Origin of the sequence: Pseudomonas sp. BN515 (genome assembly GCF_029873155.1) — a bacterium.
Lineage (GTDB): Bacteria > Pseudomonadota > Gammaproteobacteria > Pseudomonadales > Pseudomonadaceae > Metapseudomonas.
Window position 1 is genome coordinate 261365 of record NZ_SSOH01000093.1, and the last position, 16939, is coordinate 278303.

20 protein-coding genes are annotated in these 16939 nt (G+C 65.6%); 12 read left to right on the forward strand and 8 right to left on the reverse strand.

The features are described from left to right. Window positions 1–45 precede the first annotated feature (45 nt). The 8 genes from hisI (at window position 46) to E8E91_RS28880 (ending at window position 5554) form a co-directional block, all read left to right on the forward strand. On the forward strand, window positions 46–447 hold the full coding sequence (gene hisI / locus E8E91_RS28845) for a phosphoribosyl-AMP cyclohydrolase (protein ID WP_280380680.1): 402 nt from the start codon (window positions 46–48) through the stop codon (window positions 445–447). Next, a complete protein-coding gene (locus E8E91_RS28850; RefSeq protein ID WP_151137849.1) occupies window positions 440–775 on the forward strand; it encodes a phosphoribosyl-ATP diphosphatase in 336 nt (111 codons plus the stop codon). Before hisI ends, E8E91_RS28850 begins: the two co-directional genes overlap by 8 nt. Before the next feature lie 25 nt (window positions 776–800). Then, window positions 801–1058 carry a twin-arginine translocase TatA/TatE family subunit gene (locus E8E91_RS28855; protein ID WP_280380682.1) on the forward strand — a complete coding sequence of 86 codons (258 nt, stop codon included), beginning with the start codon at window positions 801–803 and terminating at the stop codon, window positions 1056–1058. A 6-nt stretch (window positions 1059–1064) separates the two neighbouring features. After that, window positions 1065–1562 carry a Sec-independent protein translocase protein TatB gene (gene tatB / locus E8E91_RS28860; protein ID WP_280380684.1) on the forward strand — a complete coding sequence of 166 codons (498 nt, stop codon included), beginning with the start codon at window positions 1065–1067 and terminating at the stop codon, window positions 1560–1562. Continuing rightward, on the forward strand, window positions 1559–2353 hold the full coding sequence (gene tatC, locus E8E91_RS28865; protein ID WP_280380686.1) for a twin-arginine translocase subunit TatC: 795 nt from the start codon (window positions 1559–1561) through the stop codon (window positions 2351–2353). The genes tatB and tatC overlap by 4 nt, the downstream gene beginning before the upstream one ends. Then, window positions 2350–3057, forward strand: coding sequence for a 16S rRNA (uracil(1498)-N(3))-methyltransferase (locus E8E91_RS28870; RefSeq protein WP_280380688.1), 708 nt, complete (start codon window positions 2350–2352; stop codon window positions 3055–3057). Before tatC ends, E8E91_RS28870 begins: the two co-directional genes overlap by 4 nt. Before the next feature lie 96 nt (window positions 3058–3153). Continuing rightward, window positions 3154–5073 carry a methyl-accepting chemotaxis protein gene (locus tag E8E91_RS28875; RefSeq protein WP_280380690.1) on the forward strand — a complete coding sequence of 640 codons (1920 nt, stop codon included), beginning with the start codon at window positions 3154–3156 and terminating at the stop codon, window positions 5071–5073. Window positions 5074–5131: 58 nt separating this feature from the next. After that, a complete protein-coding gene (locus E8E91_RS28880) occupies window positions 5132–5554 on the forward strand; it encodes a UPF0158 family protein (RefSeq protein WP_280380692.1) in 423 nt (140 codons plus the stop codon). Between the two features lie 136 nt (window positions 5555–5690). On the opposite strand, the gene E8E91_RS28885 is transcribed toward E8E91_RS28880, so the two are convergent. The 5 genes from E8E91_RS28885 to pip form a co-directional block, all read right to left on the reverse strand. Beyond that, window positions 5691–6425, reverse strand: a complete 735-nt coding sequence (locus E8E91_RS28885; RefSeq protein WP_179062526.1) for an amino acid ABC transporter ATP-binding protein — start codon at window positions 6423–6425, stop codon at window positions 5691–5693. Next, on the reverse strand, window positions 6418–7380 hold the full coding sequence (locus tag E8E91_RS28890) for an amino acid ABC transporter permease (RefSeq protein ID WP_280380693.1): 963 nt from the start codon (window positions 7378–7380) through the stop codon (window positions 6418–6420). The genes E8E91_RS28885 and E8E91_RS28890 overlap by 8 nt, the downstream gene beginning before the upstream one ends. 93 nt (window positions 7381–7473) lie before the next feature. After that, a complete protein-coding gene (locus E8E91_RS28895; protein WP_280380695.1) occupies window positions 7474–8265 on the reverse strand; it encodes a transporter substrate-binding domain-containing protein in 792 nt (263 codons plus the stop codon). Between the two features lie 202 nt (window positions 8266–8467). Further along, the gene (dtd, locus tag E8E91_RS28900; RefSeq protein WP_280380698.1) at window positions 8468–8905 is read right to left on the reverse strand and encodes a D-aminoacyl-tRNA deacylase; all 438 of its coding nucleotides are present in this window, start codon (window positions 8903–8905) and stop codon (window positions 8468–8470) included. Next, on the reverse strand, window positions 8905–9879 hold the full coding sequence (gene pip, locus E8E91_RS28905; protein ID WP_280380700.1) for a prolyl aminopeptidase: 975 nt from the start codon (window positions 9877–9879) through the stop codon (window positions 8905–8907). The genes dtd and pip overlap by 1 nt, the downstream gene beginning before the upstream one ends. Before the next feature lie 93 nt (window positions 9880–9972). Between pip and E8E91_RS28910 the strand changes: the two genes are divergently transcribed. From E8E91_RS28910 to E8E91_RS28925, 4 genes are all read left to right on the forward strand, one after another. Then, complete coding sequence (locus E8E91_RS28910) at window positions 9973–10404, forward strand: hypothetical protein (protein ID WP_280380702.1); 432 nt, start codon at window positions 9973–9975, stop codon at window positions 10402–10404. Next, window positions 10401–10874, forward strand: coding sequence for an NUDIX hydrolase (locus E8E91_RS28915; protein ID WP_280380703.1), 474 nt, complete (start codon window positions 10401–10403; stop codon window positions 10872–10874). Before E8E91_RS28910 ends, E8E91_RS28915 begins: the two co-directional genes overlap by 4 nt. Window positions 10875–10975: 101 nt before the next feature. Continuing rightward, window positions 10976–12388, forward strand: a complete 1413-nt coding sequence (locus E8E91_RS28920; RefSeq protein WP_280380705.1) for an NAD(P)/FAD-dependent oxidoreductase — start codon at window positions 10976–10978, stop codon at window positions 12386–12388. A gap of 15 nt (window positions 12389–12403) precedes the next feature. Further along, entirely contained in the window at window positions 12404–13363 is a 960-nt protein-coding gene (locus E8E91_RS28925) for an alpha/beta hydrolase (RefSeq protein WP_280380707.1), read from the forward strand. Window positions 13364–13398: 35 nt separating this feature from the next. Here E8E91_RS28925 and hutG read toward each other — a convergent pair whose 3' ends face one another. The 3 genes from hutG to hutH are packed head-to-tail and all read right to left on the reverse strand — an operon-like array spanning window position 13399 to window position 16932. Continuing rightward, window positions 13399–14202 carry an N-formylglutamate deformylase gene (gene hutG, locus E8E91_RS28930; RefSeq protein ID WP_280380709.1) on the reverse strand — a complete coding sequence of 268 codons (804 nt, stop codon included), beginning with the start codon at window positions 14200–14202 and terminating at the stop codon, window positions 13399–13401. Continuing rightward, window positions 14195–15403: an imidazolonepropionase gene (hutI, locus tag E8E91_RS28935; RefSeq protein ID WP_280380711.1), complete on the reverse strand. Its 1209-nt coding sequence runs from the start codon at window positions 15401–15403 to the stop codon at window positions 14195–14197. The genes hutG and hutI overlap by 8 nt, the downstream gene beginning before the upstream one ends. Continuing rightward, complete coding sequence (hutH, locus tag E8E91_RS28940; protein ID WP_280380713.1) at window positions 15400–16932, reverse strand: histidine ammonia-lyase; 1533 nt, start codon at window positions 16930–16932, stop codon at window positions 15400–15402. Before hutH ends, hutI begins: the two co-directional genes overlap by 4 nt. Window positions 16933–16939: the final 7 nt, after the last annotated feature.

Sequence of the window (16939 nt, forward strand, 5' to 3'; positions counted from 1 at the left end):
TTCGAGCGCCGGTCCTGTGGGGCCGGCCCAGTTGTGGATGACACGATGAAAGACTGGCTGGAAGAGATTCACTGGAACGCCGAAGGCCTGGTGCCGGCGATCGCCCAGGACCACAAGACGGGCCGCGTACTGATGATGGCCTGGATGAACCGCGAAGCCCTTGCCCTCACCGTCGCCGAAAACCGCGCCATCTACTGGTCACGCTCCCGTGCCAAGCTCTGGCGCAAGGGCGAGGAATCCGGCCATGTACAGCAACTCCACGAGCTGCGCCTGGACTGTGATGCCGACGTCATCATCCTGCTGGTCGAACAGCTGGGCGGCATCGCCTGCCATACTGGGCGCGAAAGCTGCTTCTACCGCGTCTACGAGAATGGCGGCTGGAAGACCGTCGACCCCGTGCTCAAGGACCCGCATGCCATCTACGCCGCAGGACACAGCCATGAGTGATACTCTCGCCCGCCTGGCCGAGGTACTCGAAGAGCGCAAGAACTCCGCGCCCGACAGCTCCTACGTCGCCAGCCTGTACCACAAGGGCCTGAACAAGATCCTGGAGAAGGTCGGGGAAGAGGCGGTGGAAACCATACTCGCCGCCAAGGATGCCGCCACCAGCGGCGATGCCAGCGACCTGATCTACGAAACCGCCGACCTCTGGTTCCACAGCCTGGTCATGCTCGCCGCCCTCGGCCAGCACCCCCAAGCCGTACTCGATGAACTGGACCGTCGCTTTGGCCTGTCCGGGCACGCCGAAAAGGCCGCCCGCCAGCCATCCGCCTGACAAAGACAATCAAGAGGAACACACCATGGGCATCTTCGACTGGAAACACTGGCTGGTCATTCTCATCGTCGTCGTGCTGGTCTTCGGCACCAAGCGCCTGAAAAACCTCGGCTCCGACGTTGGCGAAGCCATCAAGGGCTTCCGCAAGGCCATGAACACCGAGGAAGCCGACAAGGCCCCCGAGCAGACCACCGCCCAGCAACCCGGCACCCCGCTGAACCAGCCGCATACCATCGACGGCCAGGCTCAGCAAGTGCAGGACCCGGTGACCCGCAAGGACTGATGACCCATGTTCGGTATCAGCTTCGGTGAACTGCTGCTGATCGGCCTGATCGCCCTCCTGGTGCTCGGGCCTGAACGGCTGCCCGGCGCGGCGCGCACCGCCGGCCTCTGGATCGGCCGTCTCAAGCGCAGCTTCAATGCGATCAAGACCGAGGTCGAGCGCGAGATCGGCGCCGACGAAATCCGTCGCCAGCTGCATAACGAACACATCATGGCGCTGGAGAAGCAGATCAAGGAGAGCATCGTGCCTCCGACGGTCGAATCCCTGCTGTCTGATTCCGAGTCTGAAAGCGCCACACCGGCCGCCGCGCCCGTGAACCAGGCGCCCACCAGTCTGGCGGCTCCCGCAACGCCGGCACAAGTTCCGGCAGCCAGCGCGCCCGCTCAGAACCCAACCGCCCAACCCGCGCCTGCCCAGTCGTCCGCCTCCACGGCGACCACCCCGGCAGCGCCGGCTGCGCCCCAGGCCCCCGTCGAACCGCAACAGCCGTCCCGCACCCCATGAGCGACCAGAAGCCGGAACAAGACCAGGAAATGCCCCTGGTCTCGCACCTCACCGAACTGCGTACACGCCTGTTGCGCTGCGTAGCGGCGATCTTCCTGATCTTCGCCGGCCTGTTCTACTTCGCGCAGAAGATCTACACCCTGGTCTCTGCGCCCCTGCGCCAGTACCTGCCGGAAGGCGCAACGATGATCGCCACCGACGTGGCCTCGCCCTTCCTCACCCCGTTCAAGCTGACCATGGTGGTGGCGCTGTTCCTCGCCATGCCGGTGATCCTTCACCAGGTCTGGGGCTTCATCGCCCCCGGCCTGTACAAGCACGAAAAACGCATCGCCCTGCCGCTGCTGGTGTCGAGCATCGTGCTGTTCTACGGCGGCATGGCCTTCGCCTACTTCCTGGTGTTCCCGCTGATCTTCCATTTCTTCGCCAGCGTGACGCCCGAAGGCGTGTCGATGATGACCGACATCAGCAGCTATCTCGACTTCGTGATGACGCTGTTCTTCGCCTTCGGCGTGGCCTTCGAAATTCCCGTGGCGGTGGTGCTGCTGATCTGGATCGGCGTGGTCGACGTTGCCTACCTCAAGCGCATTCGCCCCTATGTGGTCATCGGTTGCTTCGTGGTGGGCATGGTCCTGACTCCGCCGGACATCTTCTCCCAGACCCTGCTGGCCGTGCCCATGTGGCTGCTGTTCGAGGTCGGCGTGTTCTTCGGGGGCATGATCCGCAAGCGCGGCGATCATCCGGAAGACGACGCCGAAGAACCCGGCGACCAGCCGCCCGCCACTCGCCCGTGAACCTGCTCCTTCTCGAAGACGCCGACTTCATCGCGGCGGACCGCGTGCGCCTGGAAGGCCGACGCCTCAAGCACCTGCATGAAGTCCACCGCGCCGAGGAAGGCGACAGCCTGCGGGTCGGCCGCCTCGGCGGTCAGATGGGCCAGGGACGCCTGCTCAGCCTCGAAACTGCCTGCGCCGAGCTGGAAGTGGGCTTCGACCAGCCACCGCCAGCCAAGCTGCCCCTCACCCTGCTGCTGGCCCTGCCACGGCCGAAAATGCTCCGCCGCGTGTTCCAGACGGTCGCCGCCATGGGCGTGCCGCGCCTGGTGCTGTTGAACAGCTACCGCGTGGAGAAGAGCTTCTGGCAAACCCCCTTCCTCGAACCCGCGGCCATTCGCGAGCAACTGATCCTGGGCCTTGAACAGGCGCGGGATACCGTCCTGCCCGAAGTGGTCATCGAGAAGCGCTTCAAGCCTTTCGTCGAGGACCGCCTGCCGCAGCTCGCCGCCGGCACCCTGGGGCTGGTGGGCCACCCGGGCAATCACCCTCCCTGCCCACGCGCGGTGAACGAGCCCATCACCCTGGCCATCGGCCCGGAAGGCGGCTGGATTCCCTACGAAGTGGAGAAGCTGCACGAAGCCGGCCTGCAGCCCGTGCAGCTCGGCGAACGCATCCTGCGAGTGGAAACGGCGGTCACCGCCCTGCTCGCCCGGCTGTTCTGAGACGACGAAGCGACTTCAAGCGCGCGGCTTCCCTGCCGATAGCAGGGGTATTCGAGGCGGCCCCTCGCCCGCCATGCTCGCAAAGGAGTGCTCCGCATGTTCCGCTGGTTCAGCAACATCAGCGTCAACCTCAAGCTCGCCACAGGCTTCGGCCTGGTCCTGCTGCTGACCGTCCTGATCACCCTTACCGGTTGGCTCGCCCTCAGCAGCACCATCGAACGCGGTGAAAAGTTGAGCGAGAGCGCGAGCTTGAGCGAACTAACCAAGGACCTGCGCATCAATCGCATGCAGTTCCAGATCAAGCAGGACCCGGCCGTCGCCGCTGCGGTGAACGACAGCCTCAAGGCACTGGAAGACCTTGGCAGTCACCTCTCCAGCGTCCTTCTCGATCCCCAGGACCGCGCCCTCGTCGCCGAGCAGGGCAGTGCCACCCGCGACTACCAGAACGCCTTTGCGCAGCTCGTACAGGCCTATCAGGCCCGTGAGGCAGCCCGCGCCAAACTGGGCACGAGCGCTGACCAGGCGGTGGCGGTGATCGACCAGATCGAACGGCGCATCCTCGACGACATCACCCTCGACGACAGCGGCCGCCTCGCGCAGTACCGCACCCTCGTCCAGCTTCGCCTGTCCGTGCAGCAGGCCCGTTTCCAGGTGCGCGGTTATACCTTCAGCAGCGACCCGAACCTCGAAGAAGCCGCCCTGACGGCGGTGGACGGCGCGCTCTCGGCGGTGGCCAAGCTCGGCGAAACCATTGGCAGCGACGATGCGGACCTGGGCAAGGTCAGCGTCTCGCTGAAGGCCTACCGCGCAGCGATAGTCGAATTCCGCAGCGCCACCGACAGCACCGGCACCCACCTGGAAACCATGCGTGGCCTGGGCGAAAAGCTCATGCAGGTCAGCAGCTCGCTGGTTGAACGGCAGACCGACAAGCGCAACCACGAAACCGGCACCACCCGCAGCCTGCTGCTGACAGCCCTGCTTCTGGCGCTGCTCATCGGCATCGGTGCCGCCCTGGTCATCACCCGGCAGATCGTCCGCCCCCTGCAGCGCACCCTGGGCGCCGCAGAGCGCATTGCCGCCGGCGACCTCAGCGAAGACCTGCACGCGGACCGCAACGACGAACTCGGCCAATTGCAGGGCAGCATGCAGCGCATGACCCTGAACCTGCGCCAGCTGATCGGCCAGATCCGCGACGGCGTCGTCCAGATCGCCAGCGCGGCCGAACAGCTCTCGGCAGTCACCGGGCAGACCAGCGCCGGGGTCAACAATCAGAAGGTGGAAACCGACCAGGTTGCCACCGCCATGAATGAGATGGCTGCCACCGTGCAGGAAGTCGCGCGCAACGCCGAACAGGCCTCCGAAGCGGCCAGCGCGGCCGATCGCCAGGCGAAGGAAGGCGAGACCGCGGTCAACGATGCCGTCGCCCAGATGGACAGGCTGGCGGCCGAGGTAGGCCGTTCCAACGACGCCGTCGACCGCCTCAAGCAGGAGAGCGAGAAGATCGGCAGCGTGCTCGACGTGATCAAGTCGGTGGCCGAGCAGACCAACCTGCTGGCCCTCAACGCCGCCATCGAGGCCGCCCGCGCGGGCGAAGCCGGGCGCGGCTTCGCCGTGGTGGCCGACGAAGTGCGCGGCCTGGCGCAACGCACGCAACAGTCCACCAAAGAGATCGAGGAACTGATCGGCGGTCTGCAGAACGGCACCCAGCAGGCCGCGAGCCTGATGGACACCAGCCGTAGCCTGACCGACAGCACCGTCGAACTGACCCGCCGCGCCGGAAGGCGGCTCAGCGCAATTGCCCAGGCGGTTTCCACCATCCAGGCGATGAACCAGCAGATCGCGGCGGCCGCAGAGCAGCAGGGCGCCGTTGCCGACGAAATCAACCGCAGCGTGGTCAACGTGCGCGACATTTCCGAGCAGACCGCCTCCGCCAGCGAGGAGACGGCCGCTTCCAGCAGCGAACTGGCGCGCCTGGGCAACGAACTGCAGGCGACCGTCAGCCGCTTCCGTATCTGACAATCCCCTGGGCTTGGAGGTAGGATCCGATCATGTTTCCTGCCTTCGAGTGTCCGCCATGCGCCCGTTGACCATCGACCTCGACCAGATCGCCTTCGCCCTCAATACCGAGGGTCTCGATCACTACCTCGACCTGCTTAGCGGCAAGGTCCTGCTGATTCCCGAAGAAGACGCCGACCCCGAACTGGAGACCCTGCTGCGGGAAGAGCCGGAGCGCTTCCTGCTGGTGGAGCCGCTGGGCCAGGGCGACGAGCTGCGGCTGATGCAGGAGTTCCTCCATGAAGTGGTCCACCCCCACGCCTATTCCGCCCTGGAACAGGCCCTGACGGGCCGCAAACCCGCCCGCAGCTTCCGCCATGTGCTGATGGAGTACCCGGTACTGCTGGAAGCCTGGCACCAGTTCGAAGCCACCCGGCTGCGCGAACTGGCCCAGGACTGGCTGGAAGAGAACGAACTGCAACCGGCGACGCCGCTGCACTGAGCCCGTTATGGGGCTCGGGAAGGCCGTAGGTTGTGGCTGAGGTCACGAAGCCCAACATTGCGGACGCCGAGCTTGGCATTGCTGGGCTTCGCTCCGCTCAGCCACAACCTACAAAAATCCCGCTCCGCCGGCCTGATTAGAGCACCTGCCGCAGGAAGCTCTGCGCACGCGGGTCCTGGGGCTTGTCGAAGAACTGCGCGGGTGGTGCGTCTTCCAATAGCTTGCCGTGGTCGAAGAACAACACCCGGTCGGCCACTTCGCGGGCGAAGCCCATTTCGTGGGTCACGCAGACCATGGTCATGCCTTCCTGGGCGAGCTGCTTCATCACGTCCAGCACTTCGCCGACCATTTCCGGGTCCAGCGCCGAAGTCGGCTCGTCGAACAGCATCACCTTGGGCTCCATGCACAGGGCGCGGGCGATGGCCACGCGCTGCTGCTGGCCGCCGGACAGGCGCGAGGGGTACTCGTTGGCCTTCTGCGCGATGCCGACCTTGGCCAGCAGCGCCTGGGCCTTGGCCTCGCGCTCGGCCTTGCCGCGCTTGCGGACGACCTTCTGCGCCAGGCACAGGTTCTCCAGCACGGTCATGTGCGGGAACAGGTTGAAGTGTTGGAACACCATGCCCACTTCGCGGCGGTAGGCGTTCACGTCGGTCTTCGGGTTGGCGAGGTCGACGCCGTCGATGCTCACCGAACCGGAATCCAGCTCCTCCAGGCCGTTCAGGCAGCGCAGGAAGGTGGACTTGCCGGAGCCCGACGGGCCGATCACCACCACTACTTCGCCACGCTTCACCTGCGTGGTGACGTTATCCACAGCCCGCACCTCTTGGCCGCGAGCATCGAAGACTTTCACCAGGTTTCGGACTTCAATCACTTTTCCCGAGCCTCCGCTCCAGACGGCTGGCGATTTGCGACAGCGGCAGGTTGATGACGAGGTAGAGCGCGGCGACGCAGAACCAGATCTCGAAGGTGGAGAAGGAGGTCGTGATCGCCTCGCGGCCGCTCTTGGTCAGTTCGGTGATGGCGATCACCGAGACCAGCGAGGTGTCCTTGACCAGGCTGATGAACTGCCCGGCCAGCGGCGGCAGTACGCGCTTGAACGCCTGCGGCAGGATCACGTGGCGCATGGACTGGCCCGCGTTCAGGCCCAGCGAGCGTGCCGCCTCGTTCTGGCCACGGGCGATGGACTGCACGCCGGCACGGACGATCTCGCCGACGTAGGCGCCGGTGAACAGCGCCAGCGCCGCCACCCCGGCGAACTCGCGGGAGAGGTTCAGCACGGTGCCGATGAAGAAGTAGAAGATGAATATCTGCACCAGCAGCGGCGTACCGCGCACCAGTTCGACGTAAACGGTGGACAGGTCGCGCAGCGTGGGGTTGCTGGACAGGCGGCAGAGGCCGGTAAACAGGCCGATCAGCAGGCCAAAAGCGCCGGACACCACGGATATCCACAGGGTGGTCCAGAGGCCCCAGAGCAACGGACCGGCAGCCCAGTGGCGGGTCACGCCGATCTGGTCGCCTTCGGAAACGTCATCGCCCTGGCTCACCTGCAGGCTGTCACGGGCCACTTCCAGCACCTGTTCCTCGCCACCCTCGGCGGTCAGGGTCACGCGGGCGTTGTCGCCGGCGTCGGCGATGGCGCTGACGGTGCCGTAATCGGCGGCGCGCTGGCTTTCCTCCGCCTGGTAGGCGAAGTACTGAGGCACGCGGTTCCAGCGCCATTCGTAGGAAATCAGCGAAGTGGAGTACCAGAGTCCCCAGCCGATCATGACCAGGATCAGACCGGTCAGGATGTGCCAGGGCCAGGTGCGGCGATGTTTTCTAGTCACGGTAAATCTCGCTCATGGCGGGGAACAAAAGGCAGGCCCGGCCTTGTGGGCCGGGCCTGTCGCAACCAACGCGGCCCGGAGGCCGGCGCGGGTTTATTCCATCTCTTTCAGCCAGTCGGTCTTCTTGAACCACTTGGCGTGGATGCGCTCGTAGGTGCCGTCGTTGCGGACCTGGTGCATCCAGTTGTTGACCCAGTTCAGGCTGTCGTAGTCGCCCTTCTTCAGGCCGAAGGCCAGGGGTTCGAAGGTGAAGGGCTCTTCCAGGAACACCAGCTTGCCGGCGCCGGCCTTGTTCACGGCCACGACGTTGTACGGGGCGTCGTAGATGAAGGCGTCGGCCTTGCCGTTGACCACGTCCATCACCGCTTCCTGCTCGTTGTCAAAGCCGTGGTACTGGGCCTTGGCGATCAGCTTCTTGGCGACCATTTCGCCGGTGGTGCCGATCTTGGAGGTGATGCGGTACTTGGCATCGTTCAGGTCCTTGTAGGACTTGATTTCGCCTTGCAGCTCCTTGCGGATCAGCAGGGTCTGGCCGACCACGATGAAGGGTTCGGAGAAGTTGATGCGCAGGTTGCGCTCCTGGGTCAGGGTCATGCCGGAGCCGATCATGTCGAACTTGTCGGTCAGCAGGGCCGGAATGATGCCGTCGTAGCTGGTGGAGACCAGTTCCAGCTTGACGCCCATGGCCTTGGCCATGGCCTTGAGCAGGTCGACTTCGAAGCCGATGATCTCACCGCGCTTGTTGGTCATTTCGAAGGGCATGTAGGTCGGGTCCATGCCGACGCGCAGGGTGCCGCGCTTGACTGCATCATCGACCATGCCAGCGTGGGCCAGACCGGTCAGGGCGCTGGCGGCGAACAGCAAAGACGCGAGAAACTTTTTCATTCCTTCTCCTAATGGGGCGGCTCGTTGAAAAACGTTAACGACGCAGTCAAGGCGACGCCTCGACAACGCAGATAGCGTTTCAAGAGCCTGCCAACGGGGCAGATCGTTGTTGTTGTCCAGCCCACGAACGACGGGGCATGGCGCGCATGCTAAACCGCATCTCCGTGGATGGCGAGTCGCAAGAAGCAGATATCGGGCCAGCTCAGCTTTCGAGCAGGAAAGTGACCGGCCCGTCGTTGATCAGATGCACCTGCATGTTGGCGCCGAAGCGGCCGGTGGCCACCTGCGGATGCTTGAGGCGAGCCTGTGCCACGAGGTAGTCGAACAGTTCCTCACCGCGCGCCGGAGACGCTGCGGTGGAGAAACTCGGGCGCAGGCCGCTCTTGGTATCGGCGGCCAGGGTGAACTGGGAGACCAGCAGCAAGCCGCCACCAACGGCGCCGAGGGACAGGTTCATCTTGCCCTCGGCATCGGCAAATACGCGGTAGTTGACCAGTTTGTGCAGCAGTTTGTCGGCGCTGGCCTCGGTGTCCTGGGGCTCGACGCCGACCAATACCAGCAGGCCCTGGTCGATGGCCCCGACCACCTCACCTTCCACTTCAACGCGGGCGGCACTGACCCGTTGCAGCAGTGCCTTCATCAGGCGTCTTCCTCGGGCGGCAGCTCCAGCAGGCGGCGGGCCATCTGGTTGGACGCGCGCACCAGGGCGTCGGTGATGCCGGCCTCGGCGGCCGCGTGGCCGGCATCGCGGACGATCTGCAGTTCGCTGTTCGGCCAGGTCTTATGCAGGGCCCAGGCGTTGTCCAAGGGGCAGATGGCGTCATAGCGGCCATGCACGATCACACCCGGCAGATGGGCGATGCGCGGCATGTCGCGGAGCAGCTGGTTAGGCTCGAGGAAAGCGTTGTTGACGAAGTAGTGGCATTCGATGCGGGCGATGGACAGGGCGCGCATCGGCTCGCTGAAGCGCTCCACCACCGGCGCGCTCGGGCGCAGGGTGGCGGTGCGGCCTTCCCAGGTGGACCAGGCCTTGGCCGCGTGCATCTGGGCGATCTGGTCAGGGCCGGTCAGGCGCTTGTAGAAGGCCTGCATCAGGTCGCCATGTTCCTCGGCCGGAATCGGTGCCAGGTAGTCTTCCCAGTAGTCCGGGAACATCCGGCTGCAGCCTTCCTGGTAGAACCAGTGGAAGTCCTCCGGCCGGCACAGGAAGATGCCCCGCAGGATCAGGCCGTGCACGCGTTCCGGATGCGCCTGGGCATAGGCCAGGGACAGGGTGGAGCCCCAGGAACCGCCGAACAGCACCCACTTGTCGATCCCCAGGTGCTGGCGGATGCGCTCAAGGTCGGCCACCAGGTCCCAGGTGGTGTTCTTTTCCAGGCTCGCGTGGGGTGTGGAACGGCCACAGCCACGCTGGTCGAAGGTGACGATGCGATACAGGTTCGGATCGAAGAAACGCCGGCTCATGGCGTCGCAGCCGGCCCCCGGGCCACCGTGGATGAACACCACCGGCAAGCCTTCCGGCGTACCGCTTTCATCCACATAGAGCACGTGCGGCGCATCCACCGCCAGCTCGTGCCGGGCGTAGGGTTTTATCTCCGGATACAAAGTCTGCATTCTGGGCTCCCGAAACTGTGCGTAAGGTCGACCCCTGGACGAGTCCGGCCTTCTAATCTGCCGGGCATCATAACGAGGAAAAAGGAGTTCAGCATGCTACTCAGGAAGATCGCTCTGCCGACGCTCTGCGTACTGGCAATCCTAGCCGGTTGTGGCCGGAGCGACCCGGCCGCGGAGCTGGATGCGGCGGTGCAACGCCTGCAGGACAACCTCGAATCGAAGAAAACCGCCGCGGTGCTGGAGCAGTTGCACCCGCAGTTCATCGCCCAGCAACAGAACGACCGTGACTGGGCCAAACGCACCATGACCCTGCTGTTCATGCGCCACAAGAATGTCAGCGTGATCGCCCTCGGCAAGGCCAACAGCCTGGACCCGACCTACCGCGAAAAAGGCTATACCGACGCCCAGGTCGCCCTCACCGGGGCCGAGGGGCTGATTCCCGACAGCGCCCGGCACTATGGGGTGAAGCTGGAATGGTGGCTCGACGATGGCGAGTGGAAACTTGCCCGGCTGGACTGGCAATGAGCGCGCCACTTACCCACCGCATCCGCGCCGCCGGCCTCCTGGTGCGTGATGGCCGCATCCTGCTGGTCAAGCACGTGGTCGGCGACGATACCTACTGGATTCCACCAGGCGGCGGCTTCGAATCGGTCAGCGACGAATGCACCCGTGACACCGTGCGCCGCGAGTTCAGGGAGGAGACGGGGCTGGAGGTGGACGTCGGCCCGCTGGTCTACGTCCGCGAATTCGCCGAGCCGGCCATGGGCCGCTTCCACATGGAGCTGTTCTACCGGATCGACGCCTGGCGTGGCGAACTCAGCCTGGCCAATCTGAGCGGCCTGGGAGGCGACGAGTTCGACATCAAGGAACTGGCCTGGATCAGCCGCGACGAGCTGGCCGCCCTGCCCTTCTACCCGGCCGAGCTGCTGGATGATGTCTGGGAGCGGGTCGCCGCCGAGGTGGTGGTGATCCGCCATCTCGGCCTGCAGCGCTAGAGCCCTTGGCTATCGTCGCAATCAGCTCTTGATCTGGAGTTCCGGACTCACGGGTCTAGCCTTGGGGGGTGGGGGCTTCCACATTCGCGAGGACAGTCGCCATGCACCCGGACCTGTTGGAAACCGACTATCTGGTGATCGGCGCCGGCGCCGCGGCGATGGCCTTCGTCGACACCTTGCTCAGCGAATCCGACGCCACTGTGCTGATGGTGGACCGCCACGCCCAGCCCGGCGGGCACTGGAACGACGCCTACCCCTTCGTCCGGCTTCACCAGCCCTCGGCCTGCTACGGCGTGAATTCCCGTGAGCTGGGCAGTGGCAAGAAAGACAGCTCGGCGCTGGGGGAGAACCTCTACGAACTGGCCTCCGGTACGGAAATCCTCAGCTACTACGAGCAGGTGATGAACCAGCGGTTCCTGCCTTCGGGGCGCGTGCGCTACTTCCCCATGTGCGACTACGTCGGGGATCGCGCGGCGGACCATCGTTTCGTTTCCCTGCTTGGCGGCACGGAGTACCGGGTGCAGGTACGGCGGAAACTGGTCGACGCCACACACGCCCAGACCCAGGTGCCTTCCACTCATCCGCCGAAATACCGGGTGGCCACCGGCGTAACCTGCGTGCCGCCCAACGAGCTGCCGCAGATCCGCCAGCCCCATCCCGCCTATGTGGTGGTCGGCTCCGGCAAGACCGGCATCGATACCTGCCTCTGGCTGCTGCAGAACGGCGTGGCCCCGGGATCGATCCACTGGATCATGCCCAGTGATCCCTGGCTGGTGGATCGCGCCACCCTGCAACCTGGCCTCGAGTACTTCGAGCTGAGCGTCCGCGGCATCACGGCACAGTACTCGGCCCTTGGCGCCGCCACCTCGCTCGCGGACCTGTTCGACCGGCTTGAACAGTCGGGCCAGTTGCTGCGTATCGATCCGTCCGTCACCCCTGGCGCCTATCGCGGCGCTACCGTGACCCGGAGCGAGCTGAACGCCCTGCGCGGCATCGAACACAAGGTTCGGCTGGGCCATGTCGAGGAGATCGAGCCGGGCGCGGTCATGCTGGAGGGCGGCAGCGTCGAGGTGCCCATGGGAGCTCTGTTCATCGACTGCAGTGCCAGCGCCCTGGCTGGATGGAAGGTGGCGCAGGTGTTCGACGGAAACAGGATCAACCTGACCTTCGTCAGCAACAACCAGCCGGTGTTTTCAGCCGCCCTGATCGCCTACGTCGAATGCCACCTGGCCGACGACGCGGCGAAGAACGCCTGCTGCCAGCCGGTCCCGGTGCCACGGGTTCCAGAGGACTGGCTCAGGATCTGGGACGTCTACCTGGGCAACTTCCAGCGCTGGCGCGAAGACCAGGCTCTGACCCAGTGGCTGTTCAGCGCCCGCCTGTTCCTGATGACCACGGTGGTACGCGACGTCCGGCCCGACGACAGCGAGCGCCATGCCCTGCTCCACGAACTGACCCTCGCCAGGCAGCAGGCAGCGGTGAACCTGCCCAGGCTGATGGCGCTGCTCGCCTGAGCAGAAGACCTGGACATGGGCGCCCTGACGCTGGAAACCCTCACAGTCAACGGCATCCGCATGCGCGTCGCGATACAGGGCGACGGGCCAATGGTGCTGCTGTGCCACGGATTTCCAGAGCTGTGGTACGCCTGGCGCCACCAGCTCGACTCCCTTGCGGCGGCCGGCTTCAGGGCGGTCGCCCCGGACATGCGCGGCTACGGCGAAACCGACGCCCCGCAAGCCGTGGAGGCCTATTCCAGGCTGCACCTGGTCGGGGACATGGTGGACCTCATACGGGTGCTGGGAGAGCGCCAGGCGGTCATCGTGGGGCACGACTGGGGGGCCATGGTGGCCTGGGCCGCCGCCCTGCTGCGGCCGGACCTGTTTCGCGCAGTGATCGGCATGAGCGTGCCCTTTGCGCCGCCCGACCCGACGGACATCCTGAAAGTGCTGGAAGGCCGGGGCATCCAGGATTACTACATGCAGTACTTCCAGGCCCCCGGCGTGGCGGAAGCCGAACTGGAGCGGGATATCAGCGCAACCTTCCGCCGCTTGCTCTTCTGCGGTTCCGGTGATTGGCAGGGCCTGCCGGCATTCGGTCGCCTACAGCCCGGCCAGGGCTTCCTCGGGCACATGAAAGAGCCCGACGTGCTACCGGCCTGGCTCACTGAAGACGACCTCGACTACTACGTGCAGGCATTCCGACGCAGCGGTTTTCGCGGCGGACTGAACTGGTACCGGAGCATGCGCCTCTCCAGCGAACTCATGGCGCCGTGGCGCGGCAGCATCATCCGCCAGCCGTCGATGTTCATGGCCGGAACCCGGGACTCGGTGCTCGGTTTCCCGGTGATTCCCCAGTTGATCGCCGCGTTTCCGAAAACGCTGCCCGGACTGCGGGAGTGCCACCTGCTCAATGGCGCCGGGCACTGGCTTCAACAGGAGCGGCCGGAGGAGGTCAGCGCGCTGATGCTGGACTTCCTCCGCGCCCTTTGAGGCAGCGGCGGCACTAGCCGTTGCCCTCAGACTGGTCAGCGGCCGTAGCGCTGCTGGCCCCACTCCAGCATCGCCTGCAGCAAGCGATTCAGCACGGCCTGGGTCGGCACCGCGAGGTCTTCGCGATAGTCGAAGGGCACCTGCTCATCCATGTAGGTGCATTGCGCCAGCTCCAGCTGCACAGCGTGGATGTGCTGGTCAGGCTGGCCGTAGTGACGGGTGATGTGGCCGCCCTTGAAGCGGCCATTGAGCACGTGGCTGTAGTCCTTCGCCTCGGCGCAAACCGCCACCAGGGCATCGGCCAGGCCCGGATCGCAACTGGCGCCGGCGTTGGTGCCGAGGTTGAAGTCCGGCAGGCGGCCGTCGAACAGGCGCGGGACGAAGGAACGGATGGAGTGGGCGTCGAACAGCATGGCGTAGCCGAACTCGGCCTTCATCCGCGCCAGCTCATCGCTGATGGTCTGGTGATAGGGCGTCCAGATGTCTGCCAGGTAGCGTGCCCGCTCTGCCGCCGAGGGCTCCTCGCCGTCGTGGTAGAGCGGCTCGCCATCGAACAGGGTCGACGGGTACAGGCCGGTGGTGGCGGTTGCATAGAGCGGCTTGTCGTCGGACGGGCGATTGAGGTCGATGACGTAGCGCGAATACTGCGCTGCCAGGGTGCTCGCTCCCAGGTCGGCGGCGAAATCGTAGAGGCGCGGGATGTGCCAGTCGGTGTCGGTGAGGTCCCAGCCGGCCTCCACCATCCCGGCTTCCACCGCCGGGGTCAGCAGGGTGCCGGGATGCGGCATGCTGATCAGCAACGGCACGTTGCCGCGGCTGAATGAGAGAACGTTATCCACAGTCGATCTCCTGTCCGTGTCGAATCACCCGCTTGGGCAGGTCGCCACCCAGCCAGTATGCGAGTTCTGCCGGGCGCTGGATGTCCCAGGCGATGAAGTCGGCCACCTTGCCCGCCTCCAGGCTACCGTGGCTGCCGGCCAGGCCGAGGGCCTTGGCCGCATGCAGGGTGGCGCCGGCCAGCGCTTCTTCCGGGGTCAGACGGAAGGAGGTGCAGGCCATGTTCAGCATCATCCGCAGGGAAAGCGCGGGCGAAGTGCCGGGGTTGAGATCAGTCGACACCGCCATCGCCACGCCGTGCTTGCGCAGGGCATCGATGGGCGGCAGCTGGGTTTCCCGCAGCAGGAAGAAGGCGCCGGGCAGCAGCACGGCGACGGTGCCCGAGGCGGCCATGGCGATGGCGTCGTCCTCGGTCATGTATTCCAGGTGATCCGCCGACAGCGCCTGATAGCGTGCAGCGAGAGCGGAACCATGCAGGGAGGACAACTGCTCGGCATGCAGTTTCACCGGCAAACCGAGCGTCTTCGCGACCTTGAAAACGCGCTCCACCTGGGCAGGGGAAAACGCCAGGTGCTCGCAGAAGGCGTCCACCGCGTCCACCAGGCCCTCATTGGCCAGGGCCGGCAGCATCTCACGGCAGATGTGGTCGATGTAGTCATCCGCACGGCCGGCATATTCCGGCGGCAGGGCGTGCGCCGCCAGGCAGGTGGCGCGCACGGTGATCGGCAGGGTCTCACCCAGGCGCCGCGCGACCCGCAACATCTTGCGCTCGCTGGCCAGGTCCAGGCCGTAGCCGGATTTCACTTCCAGGGTGGTCACGCCGTCACGCAGCAACTGGCGGGCACGGCGGGTGGCGCTCTCCAGCAGCTCGTCCTCGCTGGCTTCACGAGTGGCGCGCACAGTACTGGCGATACCACCGCCCTGGGCAGCGATCTCAGCGTAGCTGACGCCTTCCAGGCGTTGCTCGAACTCGCGGCTGCGGTCACCACCGAACACCAGGTGGGTATGGCAGTCGATCAGCCCCGGAGTGACCCAGGCGCCATTGAGGTCGACTTCCACGTCATAGGGGATCGACGGCAGTTCGGCACGCGGGCCGATCCACTCGATGCGCCCGGCGTAGGTCAGCAGTACGGCGTCTTCGATGATCGAGTACTTGCCGCCTTGCATCGTGGCGGCGTGGCAGTTGTGCCAGAGGTGTTTCATTGCAGGCCTCCGGTGCGAACGGAAATCCCTTCCAGCGCAGCACCGTCACGTAGCAGGTCGGCGGCACGGGCGATATCCGGTGCCAGCCAGCGGTCCTGGTCATAAGCCGGCACGTGCTCGCGCAGGGTTTCCCACGCAGCCGTTGTGCCAGCACCGAAGCCCCTGGGCTTGTGGAACTCGAAAGCCTGGGCGGCAAACAGATATTCGATGGCAAGGATACGGCGGCAATTCTCCACCGCCTTGCCCAGCTTGAGGGCGGCACTGGTGCCGAGGCTCAGGTGATCTTCCTGCAGGCCGGAGGTGACGAAGTTATCCACAACGGCCGGCTGCGCCAGCTGACGGTTCTCTCCGACCAGGGCAGCGGCGACGTACTGGGCGATCATCATTCCCGAGTTGACCCCGGGCTGGCCTACCAGGAACGCCGGCAGGCCACTGACCAGCGGGTTGACCAGGCGATCCAGGCGGCGTTCGGCTATGCCGCCAAGCTCGGCCACCGCAATCGCCAGCAGGTCCGCCGCCATGGCGACCGATTCGCCGTGGGGGTTGGCCTGGGAGACGACCTTGTAACTGTCCGGCGTCCCCAGCAGCAGGGGATTGTCGTTGGCCGATGCCAGTTCGGTATCCACCTGTTTCGCGGCGTGGGCCAGTTGATCACGGCAGGCGCCATGCACCTGCGGGATGGAACGGATGCTCAGGGCGTCCTGGGTGCGGATGCCTTTGCTTGCGGCGACCACTTCGCTACCGGCCAGCAGGGCCAGCAGGTTGGCGCCCACCGCCTGCATGCCGGGGTGCGGCTTGAGGGCGATGATGTCCGGGTCGAAGGCGGCGATCTGTCCGCGCAGCGCCTCGAAGCTCATGGCGCCGATCACGTCTGCCCAACGCATCAGGCGTTCCGCGTCGTCCAGGGCCAGGCAAGTCAGGCCGGTCATGCAGGGCAGGCCGTTGACCAGGCAGAGCCCGTCCTTGGCGCCCAGTTTCAGGGGCTGGAGGCCTTCGGCGGCCAGCGCTTCGGCGGCGGATACCACCCGACCGCGATAGCTCACTTCGCCAACGCCGAGCAGGGCGATGCCGACGTGGGCCATGTGAGTGAGGTAGCCCACCGACCCTTGGGACGGCACCTGTGGGGTGATGCCGCGCTCCAGCAGCGCCAGCAGTGCTTCCACCACCTGCCGCTGCAGGCCGGAGCGTCCATGGCTGTAGTTGGCGATGGCGCAGCAGATGATGGCGCGGGTCTGCTCGTCGGCCAGCACCGGACCAACGCCGCAGGCATGGCTGAGCAGGGTGTTGCGCGACAGCGTGGCGAACTGCTCAGCGGTCAGCACCACTTCACTGAGTGCGCCGAGACCGGTGCTGATCCCGTAGGCGCGCTCGCCCCGCTCGACGATCCGCTCGACGATGCCACGGGCATTGTCGATGCGCGCCCAGGCCGACGGCGTCAACTCCAGGCGCGCGCCGTGGCGAGCCACGGCCACCACCTGGCGCCAGTTCAACGGCGAATCACCCAGCAGGACTTTCTCGGGTAACGACATTCAGCTG

Coding starts and splice junctions, on each gene's coding strand:
- hisI (WP_280380680.1), top strand. CDS start 46: ATGAAAGACTGGCTGGAAGAGATTCACTGGAACGCCGAAGGCCTGGTG.
- E8E91_RS28850 (WP_151137849.1), top strand. CDS start 440: ATGAGTGATACTCTCGCCCGCCTGGCCGAGGTACTCGAAGAGCGCAAG.
- E8E91_RS28855 (WP_280380682.1), top strand. CDS start 801: ATGGGCATCTTCGACTGGAAACACTGGCTGGTCATTCTCATCGTCGTC.
- tatB (WP_280380684.1), top strand. CDS start 1,065: ATGTTCGGTATCAGCTTCGGTGAACTGCTGCTGATCGGCCTGATCGCC.
- tatC (WP_280380686.1), top strand. CDS start 1,559: ATGAGCGACCAGAAGCCGGAACAAGACCAGGAAATGCCCCTGGTCTCG.
- E8E91_RS28875 (WP_280380690.1), top strand. CDS start 3,154: ATGTTCCGCTGGTTCAGCAACATCAGCGTCAACCTCAAGCTCGCCACA.
- E8E91_RS28880 (WP_280380692.1), top strand. CDS start 5,132: ATGCGCCCGTTGACCATCGACCTCGACCAGATCGCCTTCGCCCTCAAT.
- E8E91_RS28895 (WP_280380695.1), bottom strand. CDS start 8,265: ATGAAAAAGTTTCTCGCGTCTTTGCTGTTCGCCGCCAGCGCCCTGACC.
- dtd (WP_280380698.1), bottom strand. CDS start 8,905: ATGAAGGCACTGCTGCAACGGGTCAGTGCCGCCCGCGTTGAAGTGGAA.
- pip (WP_280380700.1), bottom strand. CDS start 9,879: ATGCAGACTTTGTATCCGGAGATAAAACCCTACGCCCGGCACGAGCTG.
- E8E91_RS28910 (WP_280380702.1), top strand. CDS start 9,973: ATGCTACTCAGGAAGATCGCTCTGCCGACGCTCTGCGTACTGGCAATC.
- E8E91_RS28915 (WP_280380703.1), top strand. CDS start 10,401: ATGAGCGCGCCACTTACCCACCGCATCCGCGCCGCCGGCCTCCTGGTG.
- E8E91_RS28920 (WP_280380705.1), top strand. CDS start 10,976: ATGCACCCGGACCTGTTGGAAACCGACTATCTGGTGATCGGCGCCGGC.
- E8E91_RS28925 (WP_280380707.1), top strand. CDS start 12,404: ATGGGCGCCCTGACGCTGGAAACCCTCACAGTCAACGGCATCCGCATG.
- hutI (WP_280380711.1), bottom strand. CDS start 15,403: ATGAAACACCTCTGGCACAACTGCCACGCCGCCACGATGCAAGGCGGC.
- hutH (WP_280380713.1), bottom strand. CDS start 16,932: ATGTCGTTACCCGAGAAAGTCCTGCTGGGTGATTCGCCGTTGAACTGG.